A 17,496-nucleotide genomic window follows, 5' to 3' on the forward strand; every position below is an offset into this window, starting at 1 on the left:
AAAGGAGGAGAATATGGCAGAAAAGAAAATTAAAAAAGAAAAAATTGATAATGTCGGCATTCACTCCTTCAGTAAGAAAGCAGATATCTTCTTCAGTACCATTTCTGGTTTGGTTGCCCTCTCTTGTATCCTACCCTTTGTATTCGTTATCGTTATTTCGGTGACAGATGAAAAGAGTATCCTCCAAAATGGATATAGCTTCTTCCCATCCCAATTTGGATTAGACGGTTTTGAGTTTTTGGCACAGTTTAAGGATAAAATTCTCCAAGCCCTCTTCATCTCAGTCTTTGTAACAGTGGTGGGGACGATCACAAACGTTTTTATCACAACAACTTATGCCTACGCTATTTCACGGACAACCTTTAAGTATCGCAGATTCTTTACGATTTTTGCCCTTCTTAGTATGTTGTTCAACGCTGGTTTGGTACCGGGCTATATCGTGGTAACTCGTTTACTTCAACTTGGTGATACAGTTTGGGCCTTGATTGTTCCAATGCTTCTCTCACCATTTAACATCATCTTGATGCGTTCCTTCTTCAAGAAGACCATTCCAGAAGCTATTCTAGAATCCGCTCGTATCGATGGTGCTAGTGAGGCCCGGATCTTCTTCCAAATCTGTTTGCCATTGTCACTACCAGGTATCGCAACCATCACGCTCTTGACAGCTCTTGGTTTCTGGAATGACTGGTTCAATGCCCTTCTTTACATCAAGAGTGACAACTTGTATCCATTGCAATATTTGCTCATGCAAATCCAGCAAAATATGGATTACATCGCCAAAGCAGTCGGCCTATCTGGTCAACTGGGAGTTGCTCTTCCAAAAGAAACAGGTCGTATGGCCATGGTTGTGGTCGCAACCCTTCCAATCGCGATTCTGTATCCATTCTTCCAACGCTACTTTGTAAAAGGTTTGACTATCGGTGGTGTGAAAGAATAGTGCTTGTTGAGAAAAATCATTTCTCATTTCCAAACTTCCCTTGCGTGAAGTTAAGATCATTACATTGTTTATAAGTTTAAAAATAAAAAAAGGAGTTTTTGTCATGAAAAACTGGAAAAAATATGCTTTTGCATCTGCTAGCGTAGTCGCTTTGGCTGCTGGTCTCGCTGCTTGTGGAAACCTTTCAGGTAACAGTAAAAAAGCTGCTGACTCAGCTTCAGGTGAAAAAACTGTTATCAAAATGTACCAAATCGGTGACAAACCAGATAACTTAGATGAATTGCTAGAAAATGCTAACAAAATCATCGGTGAAAAAGTTGGTGCTAAATTGGATATCCAATATCTTGGATGGGGTGACTATGATAAGAAAATGTCAGTTATCACATCATCTGGTGAAAACTACGATATCGCCTTTGCATCTAACTATGTTGTAAATGCTCAAAAAGGTGCCTATGCTGACTTGACTGACTTGTATAAGAAAGAAGGGGCAGAGCTTTATAAAGCACTTGACCCAGCTTACATCAAAGGTAACAGCATTAACGGTAAAATTTACGCAGTTCCAGTTGCAGCCAACGTTGCATCATCTCAAAACTTCGCCTTCAACGGAACTCTTCTTGCTAAATACGGTATCGATATTTCAGGTGTCACTTCATATGAAACACTTGAACCAGTCTTGAAACAAATCAAAGAAAAAGCTCCAGATGTAGTGCCATTTGCGGTTACTAAGAACTTCATCCCATCTGATAACTTTGACTACCCAGTTCCAAATGGACTTCCATTCGTTATCGACCTTGAAGGGGACACTACTAAGATCGTAAACCGTTACGAAGTGCCTCGCTTTAAAGAACACTTGAAGACTCTTCACAAATTCTATGAAGCTGGATACATTCCAAAAGACGTAGCAACAAGCGATACTTCATTTGACCTTCAACAAGATACTTGGTTCGTTCGTGAAGAAACAGTAGGACCAGCTGACTACGGTAACAGCTTGCTTTCACGTGTTGCGAACAAAGATATCCAAATCAAACCAATCACTAACTTCATTAAGAAAAACCAAACAACACAAGTTGCTAACTTTGTTATCTCAAACAACTCTAAGAACAAAGAAAAATCAATGGAAGTGTTGAACCTCTTGAACACTAACCCAGAACTCTTAAATGGTCTTGTTTATGGTCCAGAAGGCAAGAACTGGGAAAAAATTCCAGGTAAAGAAAACCGTGTTAAAGTCCTTGATGGCTACAAAGGAAACACTCACATGGGTGGATGGAACACTGGTAACAACTGGATTCTTTACATCAACGAAAACGTTACAGACCAACAAATCGAAGATTCTAAGAAACAATTGGCTGAAGCTAAAGAATCTCCAGCACTTGGATTCATCTTTAACACTGACAATGTGAAATCTGAAATCTCAGCAATCTCTAACACAATGCAACAATTCGATACAGCTATCAACACTGGTACTGTAGACCCAGATAAAGCTATTCCAGAATTGATGGAAAAATTGAAATCTGAAGGTGCTTACGATAAAGTATTGAACGAAATGCAAAAACAATACGATGAATTCTTGAAAAACAAAAAATCATAAGATCAATTGATTTCGTGTATTCATTCCTAATTCCTAAAAATTGAATCACTGTTTTCCTCAGGATTATCTGGGGGAGGCAGTGATTTTTTGAAACAAGAGCATAGATATCTGTGTTTTCTTATCGCTGTTTAACCATTCAGGAAATCTCAAATACCATTTAGGATTTGGAGTAAGGATTTAGGAAAATATAGCTTATATTAGAGATGTCTCGAGTTTACAAAGGAGAGTTCATATGAAGAAGTATCAACTTCTATTCAAAATTAGTGCAGTTTTCTCTTACCTATTTTTCGTATTTGGTCTTTCTCAGCTGACGCTTATTGTTCAAAATTATTGGCAATTTTCTTCCCAGATTGGCAATTTCGTCTGGATTCAAAATCTCTTGAGTTTGCTATTTAGCGGAGTCATGATTTGGATTCTGGTTAAGACAGGCCATGGCTATCTCTTTCGCATTCCAAGAAAAAAATGGCTTTGGTATTCGATTTTGACAGTATTAGTGGTAGTGCTCCAGATCTCTTTTAACGTTCAGACAGCTAAACATGTTCAGTCAACTGCTGAAGGTTGGGCTGTATTGATCGGTTATAGTGGGACCAACTTTGCTGAGCTAGGTATCTATATAACTTTGTTCTTCCTGACTCCACTTATGGAAGAGCTAATCTATAGAGGATTACTGCAACACGCCTTTTTTAAGCATTCGAGATTTGGCCTTGATTTGCTTCTTCCGTCAATTTTATTTGCTCTTCCTCATTTTTCAAGCCTGCCTAGTTTGTTAGATATCTTCGTCTTTGCAACATCTGGCATCATCTTTGCTAGTTTGACCCGCTATACCAAGAGCATTTATCCATCCTATGCGGTGCATGTGATTAATAATATTTTCGCAACATTACCATTTTTGCTGACTTTTTTACAGAGGGTGTTTGGGTAAATACTGGCGCGAGAGTTAGGAATGACAGCTTTTCAACTTAAGGAGGTAAATGAGTATGACACCATTAAAATGGTTTGCTGGAGGAAGCGAAAGACGTTGTGAAGCCATGATTATCATAGATTATCTATTGGAAGATATAAAGGATACGCCTCAACTGACTCCTTTGAAAAATCAGTTAGTGAGTTATAAAAGACGATTAGAGGACGATGGGACCTCTACCCCATTTATATTGAGTCAAATGAATGTTGACATCTCACGTGTATTGATTGACAATAAGCTGATGTTATCAGAAAGTCAATCCGAGCAGATCAAAAAATTGAGAGAATTATCTGCTATTCGCTATGGTTACTGATGAAGTGCAGGGATAAGCATCTTTCTACAATTTCCAGTCAAATAAATTGCATTCGTTTTCTCAAGCAGGTATACTAGTATAGTTAGATGAAAAATTCTGAAAATTTAAGAATAGAAAAGAGAACAAATCTTATGGCAAAAGATATTCGTGTCTTACTTTACTACCTTTATACTCCAATTGAAAATGCAGAGCAATTTGCTGCAGACCACTTGGCTTTCTGTAAATCAATCGGCCTTAAAGGCCGTATCCTAGTCGCTGACGAGGGAATTAACGGAACAGTTTCAGGGGATTATGAAACAACTCAAAAATACATGGACTATGTTCACAGCCTCCCAGGTATGGAAGACCTCTGGTTCAAGATTGACGAAGAAAGTGAACAAGCCTTCAAGAAGATGTTTGTTCGCTACAAGAAAGAGATTGTCCACCTTGGTTTGGAAGACAACGACTTTGACAATGACATCAACCCACTTGAAACAACAGGTGCTTACTTGTCTCCAAAAGAGTTCAAAGAAGCTCTTCTTGACGAAGATACAGTTGTCCTTGACACACGTAACGATTATGAGTACGACCTAGGACACTTCCGTGGGGCTATTCGCCCAGATATCCGCAACTTCCGTGAGTTGCCACAATGGGTCCGTGATAACAAGGAAAAATTCATGGACAAGCGTGTCGTGGTTTACTGTACAGGTGGGGTTCGCTGTGAGAAATTCTCAGGCTGGATGGTCCGTGAAGGCTACAAAGATGTCGGCCAATTGCACGGAGGAATCGCAACTTACGGTAAAGACCCAGAAGTCCAAGGTGAGCTTTGGGATGGGAAAATGTACGTCTTTGACGAGCGTATCGCAGTCGATGTCAACCATGTCAACCCAACCATCGTAGGGAAAGACTGGTTTGATGGAACACCATGTGAACGTTATGTAAACTGTGGAAATCCATTCTGTAACCGTCGTATCTTGACATCAGAAGAAAATGAAGACAAGTACCTTCGTGGATGCTCACACGAGTGCCGTGTTCACCCACGTAACCGCTATGTTTCAGAAAATGAATTGACACAAGCTGAAGTTGTCGAGCGCCTAGCCGCTATCGGTGAAAGCTTGGATCAAGCAGCTACTGTATAAGATTGAACAGTCCTTAGGGGCTGTTTTTCTATGCTTTTTACTAAAAAATCTAAAGTTTGTTTCTGTATCTTTCAGGAAAATAGGGTATACTATATGTAAACGATTTCAAAGGAGTCCAGTTATGACGAAAACATTTTTTATTCCAAATAAACAGAGCATTTTAGGAGAACAAGAGATTTTGACTGCCAAGTCGATCTTGGCCTTGCTAGATGGTTTGGAGTCACATAGCTATGATGCAGTCTATCTCCGTCAACCTCTTAGCCGTCTTGAGTATATCGAGTGTGCGATAGTGGGACAATCACAATTTCTTTTTAAGGTCAGTTATGCTGATGATCAAAAGGCTTACCGTGTCGATCTTCCTGACCTACTAACGAAGACAGACTGGGAAATCATCAAGTCATTTTTAGATGCCCTGCTTGCTTATACAGGAACTGAGATTGAAGGACTAGATGGTTTTGATTTTGAAGCTTATTTCCAAGCAAGTATTCAAGCCTATCTAGCAGACACTGCAGCTCGTTTTACGATTTGTCAAGGAATCTTTAATCCTGTTTTCTTTAGTCATGAGGACTTGAAAAGCTTTTTAGAGGCAGATGGTTTGGCACAGTTTGAAGCACGTGTACGTGCAGTTCAAGAGACAGATGCTTACTTTGCAAGAGTTTCCTTCTATCAGGATGGAGAAGGACAAGTTCACGGTGTTTACCATCTGGCTCAAGGAGTCAAGACTGTTTTACCGAGAGAACCATTTGTTCCTGCTTCCTATATTGAGCAATTGCTGGATAAGGAAGTTCAGTGGGAGATTGACTTGGTTCAAATTACAGGAGACGGCTCTAAACCAGAAGACTATGAAGCCATTGCCCGCTTGGACTATGCAAAATTCCTAGAGTCATTACCATCAGCATCTTACCACCAACTAGACGCTAATCAATTAGAAATCCAACCCATCTTAGACAAAGATTTTAAAACATTAGCACAAGAAAAGTAAAGCAGAAGCAAGTCAATCGACTTGCTTTTTAGCATATAAAAAATCCTGCCATGAAAGACAGGATTGCTACTCAATGAAAATCAAAGAGCAAACTAGGAAGCTAGCCGCAGGCTGCTCAAAACACTGTTTTGAGGTTGTAGATAAGACTGACAAAGTCAGGAACATATATCTACGGTAAGGCGAAGCTGACGTGGTTTGAATTTGATTTTCGAAGAGTATGAAGTTTAAAGAAAGGCCAAGATACGAAGATAATCTCCAATCAGTGCCACTTCAGCTACAAAGAAGAGGAGGATAATGACTCCGTTCACAAGGACAGACAAGAATAATTGATAGAAGGAGTCGGCTTCACTTGCTTGACTAGGTCTTGTAATGATATGGAGGCTAGCAAGCAGAGTGATCCCAATGCTAATCACACACAAGAGAGCTGTAAATCGTAGGCTATCAAAGAAGGCAAAGAAACTAGCAATGGCAGTGAGGAAGATTGGAATTGCCAAGAGTTGACTATATTGTTGGAGAACTTTTTCTAGGGTCCAGTCCTTTTCTTGGTAGATAAATCGTCTCACGACGAAACCACCCAAGAGGAATGAAAAGAAGAAGAGTGTTGTTGCTACTAGGATAGAGATAATCGAAAAGAGATTTAATGAAGCAAATTGTTCAGGGAAGTGATTATGCATAGTTGCTATATGTCCATAGTAAGCATGTTTGATGTGGTAGATACTAAAGAAAAAGGAAGATGCAGAAAACAGAATGAGCAAAAGAAAGGCTGTGTAACTGTGTGTGCTACTTGTTTCAAGACTGCTTGTAGGAGATTTGATTGCTTCCACTAGCCAAGACCAAAAATCAAGCGCTTGCTCTTTCCATCTATCCGTAGATTTTGGAGCTTGGTCGGGGATATAGGGACTTTCTAAGGATTGACTGATAAGAAGGGGCTCTTTCGTGGTTGGTTTTTGCTGAGGAAGTGCTTCTTGACTCTCTTCAGCTATAGTGACTTTTTCTGTTTCTTTAGAAAGGTCTTGCTCTTCCTCAGTAGAATCTAATGCTTTCTTTTCTTCTATTTCTGTTCTCGCTTCACTGTCTTCAGGAGTTTCAATTTTCTCTTTTTGCTGGCTTTCCAATTCGACTTCAGCTTGAGAGACGTCCTCCTCTACTTGAGTATTTTTTTCAATTGGTGTATCGAGATCGGCTATCGTTTCTTCAGCCTTGTCTGCAACCTCTTGGGCTTGTTCATCAGGCTTGTTCTTGCTTGTTGCTTTTACAAAATCATTACTTTCAAACCATTCTTGTTTCATGGTAGAACCTCCTTTTTAGTTAGATATGCGTTATTGTGGTCGATATAAATAGGTTTGTTAAGGTCTGTTGGCTGTAGTCTCAAGACTAATATAATCATCAGCCTTAGCTATGAGTTGACCTTTTACATCGGTCTTTTCAGTTTTGTAAGGGTTGCTTAATTCGTTGGGTTTCTGTTGACTCTTATCTCTTAATAATTGATAAATAAAACCATGGTGACTCGAGAGGTCTAAGTTAATTTCTTGGCTTTCTTTTTGAGTTAGCATGATACTGAGCGCATTTTTAGAAGATAGTTCTACTTTACCATATACTTTAATATTTTCAGCGCGGAAGTGATGTTCTGTTGACTCTAGCTGACTATCTGTAAGGTCTGTATCGAAGATATTAACGATATTGGGCGTTGTGAGTTTACTGTTTTTGATACGACTTCCTTTAATTCGGAGGATATAGCTGTTTGTATTGAGGGTCGCATTTTCAAGACTGGCATTGGTGATACTGGTTTGTCCACGATTGGCTGAGATGTTGATCCCTTTTAAAGCTCTTCCTTTTGGCAATTGGAGAATAACTTCATTAAAACGACTAGAGTAGCTACTTGCGATATGGAGAATCCCGCCAATTCCAGAAGAGAGAAATGGACTTTCAGACAGTTTCTTATCAGTGAGGCTCAGAGTTTTATCGTTTTGATTTGTTATAAGATCATGGTGAGCAGAAAGAGATGGATGGTAAGAAATGTGGATTTGATCATCGAAAGAGTCTGTGATGGTCAGCGCGTGTTGGTGGAGCGTAATCTCTAGGTTTTCGACTTCCTTGCCAAAGGTCAACTCTTCCATCCGACTATCATAGACAGGCTCCTTGGACATGGCAAGTAGGCTCTTGATTCCGTCAGATTGGATGCCTACAAAGAGCAGGACAAATCCGATAACGGTAGTCACCACACCAAAAATGAGAAATCCTTTTGTCAATTTACGCATGCTGGTCACCTCTCTTTCCTTTTTTGAGAACAAATTGTACCAGGCGAACAATGAGTAGACCGAAGAAGCGGGCTACATAGGAAATACCTAGTAAGACTAGTGAAGAAGCACCGATAGCCAGTAAACCAGCACCAAAAATCAAGATAAAGGCTGATTTGGCTTGGGCTAGGACAGTGAAACTTTCAACTAAAAATAGGAATCCACCTATGATACCAAGTATGGAAACCGCAAAGAAAGCCAGAATGACAGTCAAAGCTGCCACAAGGATTCCGAACAGGGCCACGAGGATGGCGATTCCCAGAGGAATACCGATGGGTGCTGCAAGGAGAGCTAACAAGGCGATATGTAAAATTTGTCGGTTATTTTTTTGAGCGGGCGCTTCATTGATTTTTTTATCGAGAAGATTGGAGAGAACTTCGTGGGCTGCTTCCTTAGGAGTTCCCAAACTAGCGATGAGTTCTTCTTCTCCCTCGACTCCAGCATCGTCAAAGAGTTCCCTGAAATAGTCCATGGCTTCAATTTGGTCAGCCTGAGGCAGTTTTTTGAGATAGAGTTCTAGCTGAGTCAGGTATTCAGTTCTTGTCATGGCGGATACTCCCTTCTATGATGCCATTAATGGTGTCTGTATAGAGTGCCCATTCATCTTTTAGGGTCACGAGCTGTTCTATACCACCATTTGTCAAGGAGTAGTATTTGCGCATGCGACCTTGGAACTCTCTAGAATAGGTTGTCAGAAAGCTATTGCCCTCCAATTTTTTTAGGATAGGATAGAGTGTAGATTCTTTGATATTAGCGATCAGCTTAATGGTTTGGCTAATCTCATAACCATAAGAATCATCCTGCTCCAGTACGGCCAAGATGAGAAATTCAATCAAGGCAGAGGATGTTGGAAAGTACATGGGGAACCTCCTTTTCTAATGTGTAAGATTTTTATATATAATTTTTCTACACATACATTGTACATCTAAAAGAAAGCCCTGTCAAGAGAAATGTGTAAAATTTTTATATATAAAAAACTTCTAGCCGAAACTAGAAGTTTAGAGGATTTTATCGGCTCTATCCACTGTAAAGAGGGCCACAGTCATCAGGATATCGACGAGCAAGAGGGCAGCTACAGCTGGCACCCAAGAGTGGAAAAGGTCAAAACTGTAACCAAAGAGGGTTGGCCCAAAGGCTGCTAGGATATAGCCTCCTGTTTGAGATAAACCAGACAATTGGGCTGTCTTTTCAGGAGCGCTTGTCTTGAGTGAAAAATTGACCATGAGATAAGGGAAGAGGGCACTGGTTGCGGTTCCGATGAGGAGATGGATGGCAAGCCAGTAAAAGAAATTACCGATTGGGAAAAAGAGCATGGAAATACCGACCACACCAGCTAGTGAAACCAGAGTGAGCATGAGCTGACGGTTACGAGTAGATAAACTGGTTGTCAGGCTTGGGATGGTCATTGAAAAAGGAATGCTAATCAGAGAGAAGATAGAGGTCAGCAAGCCAGCTTCGTGACTGGATAGGCCTGCATGGATAGCCATGGTAGGTAGCCAGGTCATAGCAGTGTAAAAGAGCAAGGATTGAAAACCTGCAAAGACAATAACTGCCCAGACCTGTTTATTATGCATGACCTTTGCTTTGCTTTTTTGTTTGGTTTGTGGAGCCAGTCTGTGATTGTAACGGTGATTAGGCAACCAGACCAAAAAAGTTGCTAGACAGAGCAGGGTGAGGAGGATGATAAGTCCTTTCCAAGAACTGGCTTGTGTAATAGGCACAGCCAGATAGGAAGCCAGAGCCGTCGCAATCCCCATAGAGGTTACATATAAGGTGGTCAGAAAACCAATCTTCTTTGGTTGATTGGCTTGGATAAGACTAGGAAGCAGAACATTAATGACTGCGATACTTGCCCCAACCATCAAGGTTCCTAGATAGAGGAGGGGTAGACTGATTAGTCGAATCAGAGAACCGATAGTCAAGAAGAAAAGGCTATAGGTGAAGAGATGCTCCAAGCCGATTTTCTGAGCCAGTCGGGTAGAAAAGAGTGAGAAGAGGGTAAACATGAGGAGAGGAAGGCTGGTCAAGACACCAAGCGAACTAACTTCTACTCCCAACCCTTGCGAAATATCTCCCAAAATAATGGGTAAAACAGTAAAAGGAGTCCGTAAGGAAACACCAATCAGGATAATACCTGGAACAAAAAAGAGTGATTGCTTTTTCATATAATACCTCTTCTATCTGATTTTAATAACAGCTTATTTTAAGGCTTTTTCCCCTATAATGTCAAGTAAGGTTTTGGGCTTTCAAGATAAAAATGGGAAAGTCTTGAAAATTATGATAAAATAGTGGAAGGAAATCTATACATTGGAGAAAAACTGTGTCTGAAAAGCAAAAAATCAGCGTATTGATGTCGGTCTATATCAAGGAAAATCCGACATTTTTAAAGGATGCTATTGAGAGTGTTCAAAATCAGACCCTGAAACCGAGCGAATTGGTTCTGGTTGAGGATGGGCCTTTGACACCTGAGCTCTATCAGGTATTAGACCAGGTTGAAGCTGAGTCTGATATTCCAGTGAAACGCTATCCTCTTGAGCAGAATCAAGGTTTGGGTCTGGCTCTTCGACAGGGTGTTTTGCAGTGTCAGTACGACATCATCGCTCGTATGGATACGGATGATATAGCTGTTCCAGACCGTTTTGAGAAACAGGTTCAGCTAATGGAGAAGGAGAAGCTCGACCTATTAGGTGGACATATTGCAGAGTTTATTGACAATCCTGATGAGATTGTTTCTTACCGTCGTGTTCCAACCCAGCATGCAGATATTGTAGCTTATCAAAGGATGAGAAGTGCCTTTAACCACATGACTGTCATGTTCAAGAAGGACATGGTTCTCAAGGCAGGCAACTATGAGGATGGCCTTTATATGGAGGATGACCTCCTCTGGCTCAATATGATTGCTGCAGGAGCTAAGACTGGAAATCTGGATCAAATCTTGTGTAAGGTTCGTGTTGGAGCAGGAATGTTTGAGCGTCGTGGGGGACTGCGTTATCTCAAACTCTATCGTCAAGCTCGTCAGCGCATGCTGAAGCGAGGACAAATTTCTTACATGGAATATGCCAAGAGTGTTGCCATTCAGATGGTTGTTGCCCTTTGTCCCGGATTTGTCCGACAGTTTATTTTTATGAAACTGTTACGAAAAAGCAAGTAAAAGATTGTAGCAAATCGTAAACTAGAGAAAAAGTGTTATAATAACAATATAACTATTCAGTTCTTTTAAGGAGGAGTAAATTTCTATGAATAAAAAACTCACAGATTATGTGATTGATCTGGTGGAAATTTTAAATAAACAACAAAAACAGGTTTTCTGGGGAATATTTGATATTTTGAGTATGGTGGTTTCCATCATTGTATCTTATATTTTATTCTACGGCTTGATTAATCCAGCACCTGTTGACTACATTATCTATACGAGTTTGGCCTTCCTGTTCTATCAATTGATGATTGGATTTTGGGGGTTGAACGCTAGTATTAGTCGTTACAGCAAGATTACGGATTTCATGAAAATCTTTTTTGGTGTGACTGCTAGCAGTATCTTGTCATATAGTATCTGCTATGCCTTCTTGCCTCTCTTCTCCATCCGTTTTATCGTGCTCTTTATCTTGTTGAGTACTTTCTTAATTTTATTGCCACGGATTACTTGGCAGTTAATCTACTCTAAACGCAAAAAGGGAAGTGGTGATGGAGAACACCGTCGGACCTTCTTAATTGGTGCCGGTGATGGTGGAGCTCTCTTTATGGATAGTTACCAACATCCAACTAGTGAATTAGAACTTGTCGGTATTTTGGATAAGGATGCGAAGAAAAAGGGCCAAAAACTTGGCGGAATCCCTGTTTTGGGTTCATATGATGATCTGCCTGAATTAGCCAAACGCCATCAAATCGAGCGTGTTATCGTTGCGATTCCGTCGCTTGACCCGTCAGAATATGAACGTATCTTACAGATGTGTAATAAGCTGGGTGTCAAATGTTACAAGATGCCTAAGGTTGAAACCGTTGTTCAGGGACTTCACCAAGCAGGTACTGGCTTCCAGAAGATTGATATCACAGACCTTTTGGGACGTCAGGAAATTCGTCTTGATGAATCGCGTCTGGGCGCAGAACTGACAGGTAAGACAATCTTGGTTACAGGTGCTGGTGGCTCAATCGGTTCTGAAATCTGTCGCCAAGTTAGTCGTTTCAATCCTGAACGCATCGTTTTGCTCGGTCATGGGGAAAATTCAATCTACCTTGTTTATCATGAATTGATTCGCAAGTTCCAAGGGATTGATTATGTACCAGTTATTGCCGATATTCAAGACTATGACCGTTTGTTGCAAGTCTTTGAGCAGTACAAGCCAGCTATTGTTTATCATGCGGCAGCCCACAAGCACGTTCCTATGATGGAGCGCAATCCAAAAGAAGCCTTCAAAAACAATATTCGTGGAACTTATAATGTTGCTAAGGCTGTTGATGAAGCTAAAGTACCTAAGATGGTTATGATTTCGACAGATAAGGCGGTTAATCCACCAAATGTTATGGGAGCAACCAAGCGCGTGGCTGAGTTGATTGTTACTGGCTTTAACCAACGTAGCCAGTCGACCTACTGTGCAGTTCGTTTTGGGAATGTTCTTGGTAGCCGTGGTAGTGTTATTCCAGTCTTTGAACGTCAGATTGCTGAAGGTGGTCCTGTAACGGTGACAGACTTCCGTATGACCCGTTACTTTATGACTATTCCAGAAGCTAGCCGTTTGGTTATCCATGCTGGCGCTTATGCCAAAGATGGGGAAGTCTTTATCCTTGATATGGGCAAACCAGTCAAGATTTATGACTTGGCCAAGAAAATGGTCCTTCTAAGTGGACACACTGAGAGCGAAATTCCAATTGTTGAAGTTGGAATCCGTCCAGGTGAAAAACTCTACGAAGAACTCTTGGTATCAACCGAATTGGTTGATAACCAAGTTATGGATAAGATTTTTGTTGGTAAGGTTAATGTCATGCCTCTAGAAGCCATCGATCAAAAGATTGAAGAGTTCCGCACTCTTAGTGGAGATGAGTTGAAGCAAGCTATTATCGCCTTTGCCAATCAAACAACCCACGTTGAATAAAAAAGAAAACGCATATTATCAGGTCTTGAACCTTGGTAATATGCGTTTTGTTATGTAGAGATTTGCTCCATTTTCTTCTGAAATGGGGTTGTCGCCCAGTCTATGTTATTGAAAATACTCCAAAACTTCTATGGGTTTGTGAGCGATATAATCAGGCTGATAGTTTAGTAGATCTGCTTGCTCTCCAAATCCCCAAGTGACGGCTAATTTCTGAATGCCTGTTTCTTGAGCTCCCAGCATATCAAACTTGGTATCTCCGATGATGATGGCTTGTTCTGGTTCTAGTTGATGTGCCTGCAAGGCTTGGCGAATGACATCTGCCTTATGAGGTGCTTCAGGGCTGGAACCATAAATGCCATCAAAGAAATGATAGATTCCCAAATTTTTAGTCATATCTTGAGCAGTTGGAGTATTTTTTGTCGTGGTGATATAGAGTGGATAACTGCTCGATAACTTCTCAAGCAAGTCTAGAATCTGAGGAAAGAGTTGAGCTTCATGGATGCCTTTTACTTCGTAGTAAGAACGGTATATCTGCACGGCTTCAGAGATTTGGTCTTTGGGAAGGCAGGTCGCAAAACTACTTTCAAGAGGCGGCCCCATAAAACCACGAATAGTTTTGGCATCAGGGCTAGGCACTCCCAGCTCCTTAAAGGTATGGGTAAAGGCATTGTGAATCCCGATAGAGCTGTCAACGAGGGTTCCATCTAGATCGAAAAAGATGGCTGTGATAGAGGTCATGGTTTCTCCTATTTGATAAGCTTATTCTCCGAAAATTTCTTTTTGGAGGCGACGACCAGTAGGGGTGGCAGCGAGTCCACCTTCAGCTGTTTCACGAAAGGCAGTTGGCATGCTTGACCCCACTTGGTACATGGCATCGATAACCTCATCCACAGGGATTTTAGATTTGATACCTGCCAGGGCCATGTCTGCTGCGATGAAGGCAAAGCTAGCTCCCATAGCATTGCGCTTGACGCAGGGAACTTCGACCAAGCCGGCAACAGGGTCACAGATGAGGCCTAGCATATTTTTAATGACAAAGGCAATGGCCTGACTGGCCTGATAAGGTGTCCCACCTGCAGCCAGAGTCAAGGCTGCAGCACTCATAGCAGAGGCCGAACCAACCTCGGCCTGACAGCCACCTTCAGCACCTGAGATAGAGGCATTGTTTGCGATGACTAGTCCAAAGGCACCGGCAGCAAAGAGGAAATCCAGCTGTTGCTCGTGGCTGAGGTCTAATTTTTCAATAGCAGCTGTTAGAACTGAGGGCAGACAGCCAGCACTTCCTGCGGTAGGAGTGGCACAAACCAAGCCCATTTTGGCATTGTGTTCATTGACTGCGATAGCATTTCGGGCAGCAGAGAGAATCGTATAATCTGATAGAGTTTTTCCGTTTTTGATGTAGTGATCCAATTTGGCAGCATCTCCACCTGTCAGGCCACTACGAGATTTATTTTCATTGAGGCCAAGTTGGACAGAGGCTTTCATGACTTCCAGATTGCGTTCCATGAGAAGGAGGACTTCTTCACGTTCGCGACCGGTCAATTCAAACTCTGTTGTAATCATGAGTTCTGCGACATTTCCTTGAAAGTCCAGATTTGCTTGCTCGACCAATTCTTTGATAGAATAAAACATGCTTCCTCCTATTTAAAGAAATTGACATTGTGGAGATGAGGGATTTTTCGAATTTCTTCGATGGCCTCATCACAGTTGCGACTGTCAACTTCGATAATCATAATAGCTTTTTCACCAGCTTTTTCACGAGTAACATTCATCTGGGCGATATTGATACCATAGCGTGAAAGAGCCTCTGTTACGAGGGCAATCATACCTGGAATATCTTGATGAACAATGATGATAGTCGGTGTATTCATATTGAGAGAGACGGCAAAGCCATTGAGTTCCGTTACCTGAATATTCCCGCCACCGATAGAAATACCAGTCACGCTGATGGTCTTGTGGGCATTTTTAACGGTAATTTTAGTGGTATTAGGGTGAGGGGCATTGCTGTCTTTCTGAATGGTCCAGACAATCTTGATACCGCGCTTGTGGGCAATTTCCAGACTATTTGGGATTTCAGGATCATCTGTATCCATGCCCAAAATACCTGCAACAAGGGCTAGGTCTGTCCCGTGACCACGATAGGTCTTGGCAAATGAGTTAAATAGTTGGAATTCGACTTCTGTCGGAGTATCATCAAAAATGGAAGAGACAATCTTTCCAATACGAACAGCACCAGCGGTATGACTACTAGATGGGCCAATCATAACTGGTCCGATGATATCAAAGACAGATTGAAAACGAAGTGATTTCATCAGTTTCCCCTTATAAAAATTCTTATCTCTATTATATCAAAGAATGGGTGTCTTGACTTTAATTGTGGATGAAAACCTTTTTAGTACTACAAACAGCATAAAAAAGCATCTTTTGTGACAAAAAATAGCTTGTTTAGGGGAATAAAAAATAATTTTGTAATATTTCTACATAAAAGTGTCAAGAAACGGTAATATTTAAAGGGTATGATAGAACTATAGAAAGAAGGAGAATTTTCAAATATGAAATCAACAACTAAAAAGATTAAAACAACTCTTGCAGGAGTAGCTGCCTTGTTTGCAGTATTTGCTCCATCATTTGTATCTGCTCAAGAATCATCAACTTACACTGTTAAAGAAGGTGATACACTTTCAGAAATCGCTGAAACTCACAACACAACTGTTGAGAAATTGGCAGAAAACAACCACATCGACAACGTTCATTTGATTTATGTTGGTCAAGAGTTGGTTATCGATGGTCCTGTAGCACCTGTTGCAACACCAGCGCCAGCTACTTATGCGGCATCAGCTGCTCAAGATGAAACTGTTTCAGCTCCAGTAGCAGAAACTACAGAAGTAGTAGAAGAAGCAGCACCATCTGCAAGCGCTCCAGTAGCAGAAGAAACTGTTGCTGCAGCAGAAACTTCAGCACCAGCTGCAACTGTAAGTGGATCTGAAGCAGAAGCTAAAGAATGGATTGCACAAAAAGAATCAGGTGGTAGCTATACAGCTACAAACGGCCAATACATTGGACGTTACCAATTGACAGATTCATACTTGAACGGTGACTACTCAGCTGAAAACCAAGAACGTGTAGCAGATGCTTACGTTGCAGGACGTTACGGTTCATGGTCAGCTGCTAAAAACTTCTGGCTTAACAACGGCTGGTATTAAGAAATAGAAAAAGAGCCTTTGATGGCTCTTTTTGTGTGCTTTTATTTGACAAAAGACAATTTTTAAATAGTAGTAATAACAGATTGCTTACGGCTGACGAGATTCTGGAGTTTCTCCAGCTGAATTAGTGCGATTATTACTGTTAGCATCGGGAACTTCAGCATTATTACTATTATTATTGGTATTCGTATCTCCTTGGGCTCCTGCAGTATCAGTAACTTGATCTCGTGTATTGACAGCAGTGTTTCCCCCACTTCTAGCACTATCAGATGAATATTGCTCGCTTGCAGGTGCTTGTGAATTATATCTGTTCCTATTTGACTCAGTATAGTTTGGAGTGTAGCTACCTCCTTCTGAAGAATAGCTTTCTCTTCCCTCAACGTTACTAGTCGTTTCTGTTTCTTTTTTATTAGACTTTTGTTCTTCTTCTTTTTTGGTCAAGACTTCAGCTTGCTTTTGGAATTTTGAAATCAGTTCTTGAATGGGTTTTATTTTTTCATCAATAGTAGCTTGTTCGCTTGTGGAGTTGACACTTTTAATAATTTCTAGTATTTTTTGTAAGGAAGTGATGGCTGTTTCAAGTGCTTGTTTATCTTCAAACTGGCTATCGGATTCCTTTATATCCAATTTTAAAGCTTTTTCAGTATAATGATTAGTGATTTTATCGGCCGTAGAAGTAAGAAAATCTGTTAATGTCTTTTTGCCTTCGTCAGTGGTAGGCTTTAATTCTTGAATTTTTTTCCAATCCTCTATAATCGTTTCAGAATCAATATTGAAGTTTTTAATAGCATTTTTTACTTGTTCGACATCTTGTCCATTCTTATGTTGTTTGCTGAGAGCGATGTTCCCTCTCTCTGCTTGGATATGTTCTTGATGAATGACTAAACCTATTAAAAGTCCAAGCCCTACAACAATAATGATAGTAAAAATAGTATTTTTTGATGTTAGAATATCTTTGTAGTTTTTCACAATCGTACTACGTACATGGATGGTAGTATCTTAAAGGGATC

General features: G+C 40.8%; 18 protein-coding genes. 9 read left to right on the forward strand and 9 right to left on the reverse strand.

Features of this window, described 5'->3' with window-relative positions:
- Positions 1-13: 13 nt before the first annotated feature.
- The 6 genes from CBI42_RS00575 to CBI42_RS00600 all read left to right on the forward strand — a co-directional run bounded on the left by CBI42_RS00575 (position 14) and on the right by CBI42_RS00600 (position 5,899).
- Positions 14-937: a carbohydrate ABC transporter permease gene (locus CBI42_RS00575; RefSeq protein WP_000818353.1), complete on the forward strand. Its 924-nt coding sequence runs from the start codon at positions 14-16 to the stop codon at positions 935-937.
- Between the two features lie 103 nt (positions 938-1,040).
- Positions 1,041-2,525, forward strand: coding sequence for an ABC transporter substrate-binding protein (locus CBI42_RS00580; RefSeq protein ID WP_000800391.1), 1,485 nt, complete (start codon positions 1,041-1,043; stop codon positions 2,523-2,525).
- Positions 2,526-2,757: 232 nt separating this feature from the next.
- Positions 2,758-3,447: a CPBP family intramembrane glutamic endopeptidase gene (locus tag CBI42_RS00585; RefSeq protein WP_023947356.1), complete on the forward strand. Its 690-nt coding sequence runs from the start codon at positions 2,758-2,760 to the stop codon at positions 3,445-3,447.
- Positions 3,448-3,502: 55 nt separating this feature from the next.
- Positions 3,503-3,799: a bacteriocin immunity protein gene (locus CBI42_RS00590; RefSeq protein ID WP_179211337.1), complete on the forward strand. Its 297-nt coding sequence runs from the start codon at positions 3,503-3,505 to the stop codon at positions 3,797-3,799.
- 131 nt (positions 3,800-3,930) lie between these two features.
- Entirely contained in the window at positions 3,931-4,917 is a 987-nt protein-coding gene (trhO, locus tag CBI42_RS00595) for an oxygen-dependent tRNA uridine(34) hydroxylase TrhO (RefSeq protein ID WP_001030024.1), read from the forward strand.
- Positions 4,918-5,038: 121 nt separating this feature from the next.
- Complete coding sequence (locus CBI42_RS00600; protein ID WP_094753000.1) at positions 5,039-5,899, forward strand: DUF4299 family protein; 861 nt, start codon at positions 5,039-5,041, stop codon at positions 5,897-5,899.
- A gap of 224 nt (positions 5,900-6,123) precedes the next feature.
- Here CBI42_RS00600 and CBI42_RS00610 read toward each other — a convergent pair whose 3' ends face one another.
- From CBI42_RS00610 to CBI42_RS00630, 5 genes are all read right to left on the reverse strand, one after another.
- On the reverse strand, positions 6,124-7,188 hold the full coding sequence (locus CBI42_RS00610) for a DUF6574 domain-containing protein (RefSeq protein ID WP_094753001.1): 1,065 nt from the start codon (positions 7,186-7,188) through the stop codon (positions 6,124-6,126).
- Between the two features lie 57 nt (positions 7,189-7,245).
- Complete coding sequence (locus CBI42_RS00615) at positions 7,246-8,157, reverse strand: DUF4097 family beta strand repeat-containing protein (RefSeq protein WP_094753002.1); 912 nt, start codon at positions 8,155-8,157, stop codon at positions 7,246-7,248.
- Positions 8,150-8,743: a DUF1700 domain-containing protein gene (locus CBI42_RS00620; RefSeq protein ID WP_094753003.1), complete on the reverse strand. Its 594-nt coding sequence runs from the start codon at positions 8,741-8,743 to the stop codon at positions 8,150-8,152. The genes CBI42_RS00615 and CBI42_RS00620 overlap by 8 nt, the downstream gene beginning before the upstream one ends.
- Positions 8,730-9,056, reverse strand: a complete 327-nt coding sequence (locus tag CBI42_RS00625; protein ID WP_000273858.1) for a PadR family transcriptional regulator — start codon at positions 9,054-9,056, stop codon at positions 8,730-8,732. The genes CBI42_RS00620 and CBI42_RS00625 overlap by 14 nt, the downstream gene beginning before the upstream one ends.
- A 138-nt stretch (positions 9,057-9,194) precedes the next feature.
- Entirely contained in the window at positions 9,195-10,361 is a 1,167-nt protein-coding gene (locus CBI42_RS00630) for a CynX/NimT family MFS transporter (protein ID WP_045612430.1), read from the reverse strand.
- Positions 10,362-10,516: 155 nt separating this feature from the next.
- Here CBI42_RS00630 and CBI42_RS00635 point away from each other — a divergent pair, with 155 nt between their 5' ends.
- Both CBI42_RS00635 and CBI42_RS00640 read left to right on the forward strand, forming a co-directional pair.
- Positions 10,517-11,347 carry a glycosyltransferase gene (locus CBI42_RS00635; RefSeq protein WP_094753004.1) on the forward strand — a complete coding sequence of 277 codons (831 nt, stop codon included), beginning with the start codon at positions 10,517-10,519 and terminating at the stop codon, positions 11,345-11,347.
- 85 nt (positions 11,348-11,432) lie between these two features.
- Positions 11,433-13,283, forward strand: a complete 1,851-nt coding sequence (locus tag CBI42_RS00640; protein WP_070842100.1) for a polysaccharide biosynthesis protein — start codon at positions 11,433-11,435, stop codon at positions 13,281-13,283.
- Between the two features lie 105 nt (positions 13,284-13,388).
- Here the strand turns inward: CBI42_RS00640 and CBI42_RS00645 are convergent, their stop codons facing one another.
- From CBI42_RS00645 to sdaAB, 3 genes are read right to left on the reverse strand one after another with little or no spacing between them, the layout of a single operon-like run.
- On the reverse strand, positions 13,389-14,021 hold the full coding sequence (locus tag CBI42_RS00645) for an HAD-IA family hydrolase (RefSeq protein ID WP_094753005.1): 633 nt from the start codon (positions 14,019-14,021) through the stop codon (positions 13,389-13,391).
- A 21-nt stretch (positions 14,022-14,042) separates the two neighbouring features.
- The gene (gene sdaAA / locus CBI42_RS00650; protein WP_094753006.1) at positions 14,043-14,915 is read right to left on the reverse strand and encodes an L-serine ammonia-lyase, iron-sulfur-dependent, subunit alpha; all 873 of its coding nucleotides are present in this window, start codon (positions 14,913-14,915) and stop codon (positions 14,043-14,045) included.
- Positions 14,916-14,923: 8 nt separating this feature from the next.
- On the reverse strand, positions 14,924-15,595 hold the full coding sequence (gene sdaAB / locus CBI42_RS00655; RefSeq protein WP_000838912.1) for an L-serine ammonia-lyase, iron-sulfur-dependent subunit beta: 672 nt from the start codon (positions 15,593-15,595) through the stop codon (positions 14,924-14,926).
- Positions 15,596-15,835: 240 nt separating this feature from the next.
- Here sdaAB and CBI42_RS00660 point away from each other — a divergent pair, with 240 nt between their 5' ends.
- The gene (locus tag CBI42_RS00660; RefSeq protein ID WP_094753007.1) at positions 15,836-16,486 is read left to right on the forward strand and encodes a LysM peptidoglycan-binding domain-containing protein; all 651 of its coding nucleotides are present in this window, start codon (positions 15,836-15,838) and stop codon (positions 16,484-16,486) included.
- Positions 16,487-16,573: 87 nt separating this feature from the next.
- Here the strand turns inward: CBI42_RS00660 and CBI42_RS00665 are convergent, their stop codons facing one another.
- Positions 16,574-17,455: a hypothetical protein gene (locus CBI42_RS00665; RefSeq protein WP_094753008.1), complete on the reverse strand. Its 882-nt coding sequence runs from the start codon at positions 17,453-17,455 to the stop codon at positions 16,574-16,576.
- Positions 17,456-17,496: the final 41 nt, after the last annotated feature.

Source organism: Streptococcus sp. KR (assembly GCF_002238115.1).
Taxonomy (GTDB): Bacteria; Bacillota; Bacilli; order Lactobacillales; family Streptococcaceae; genus Streptococcus.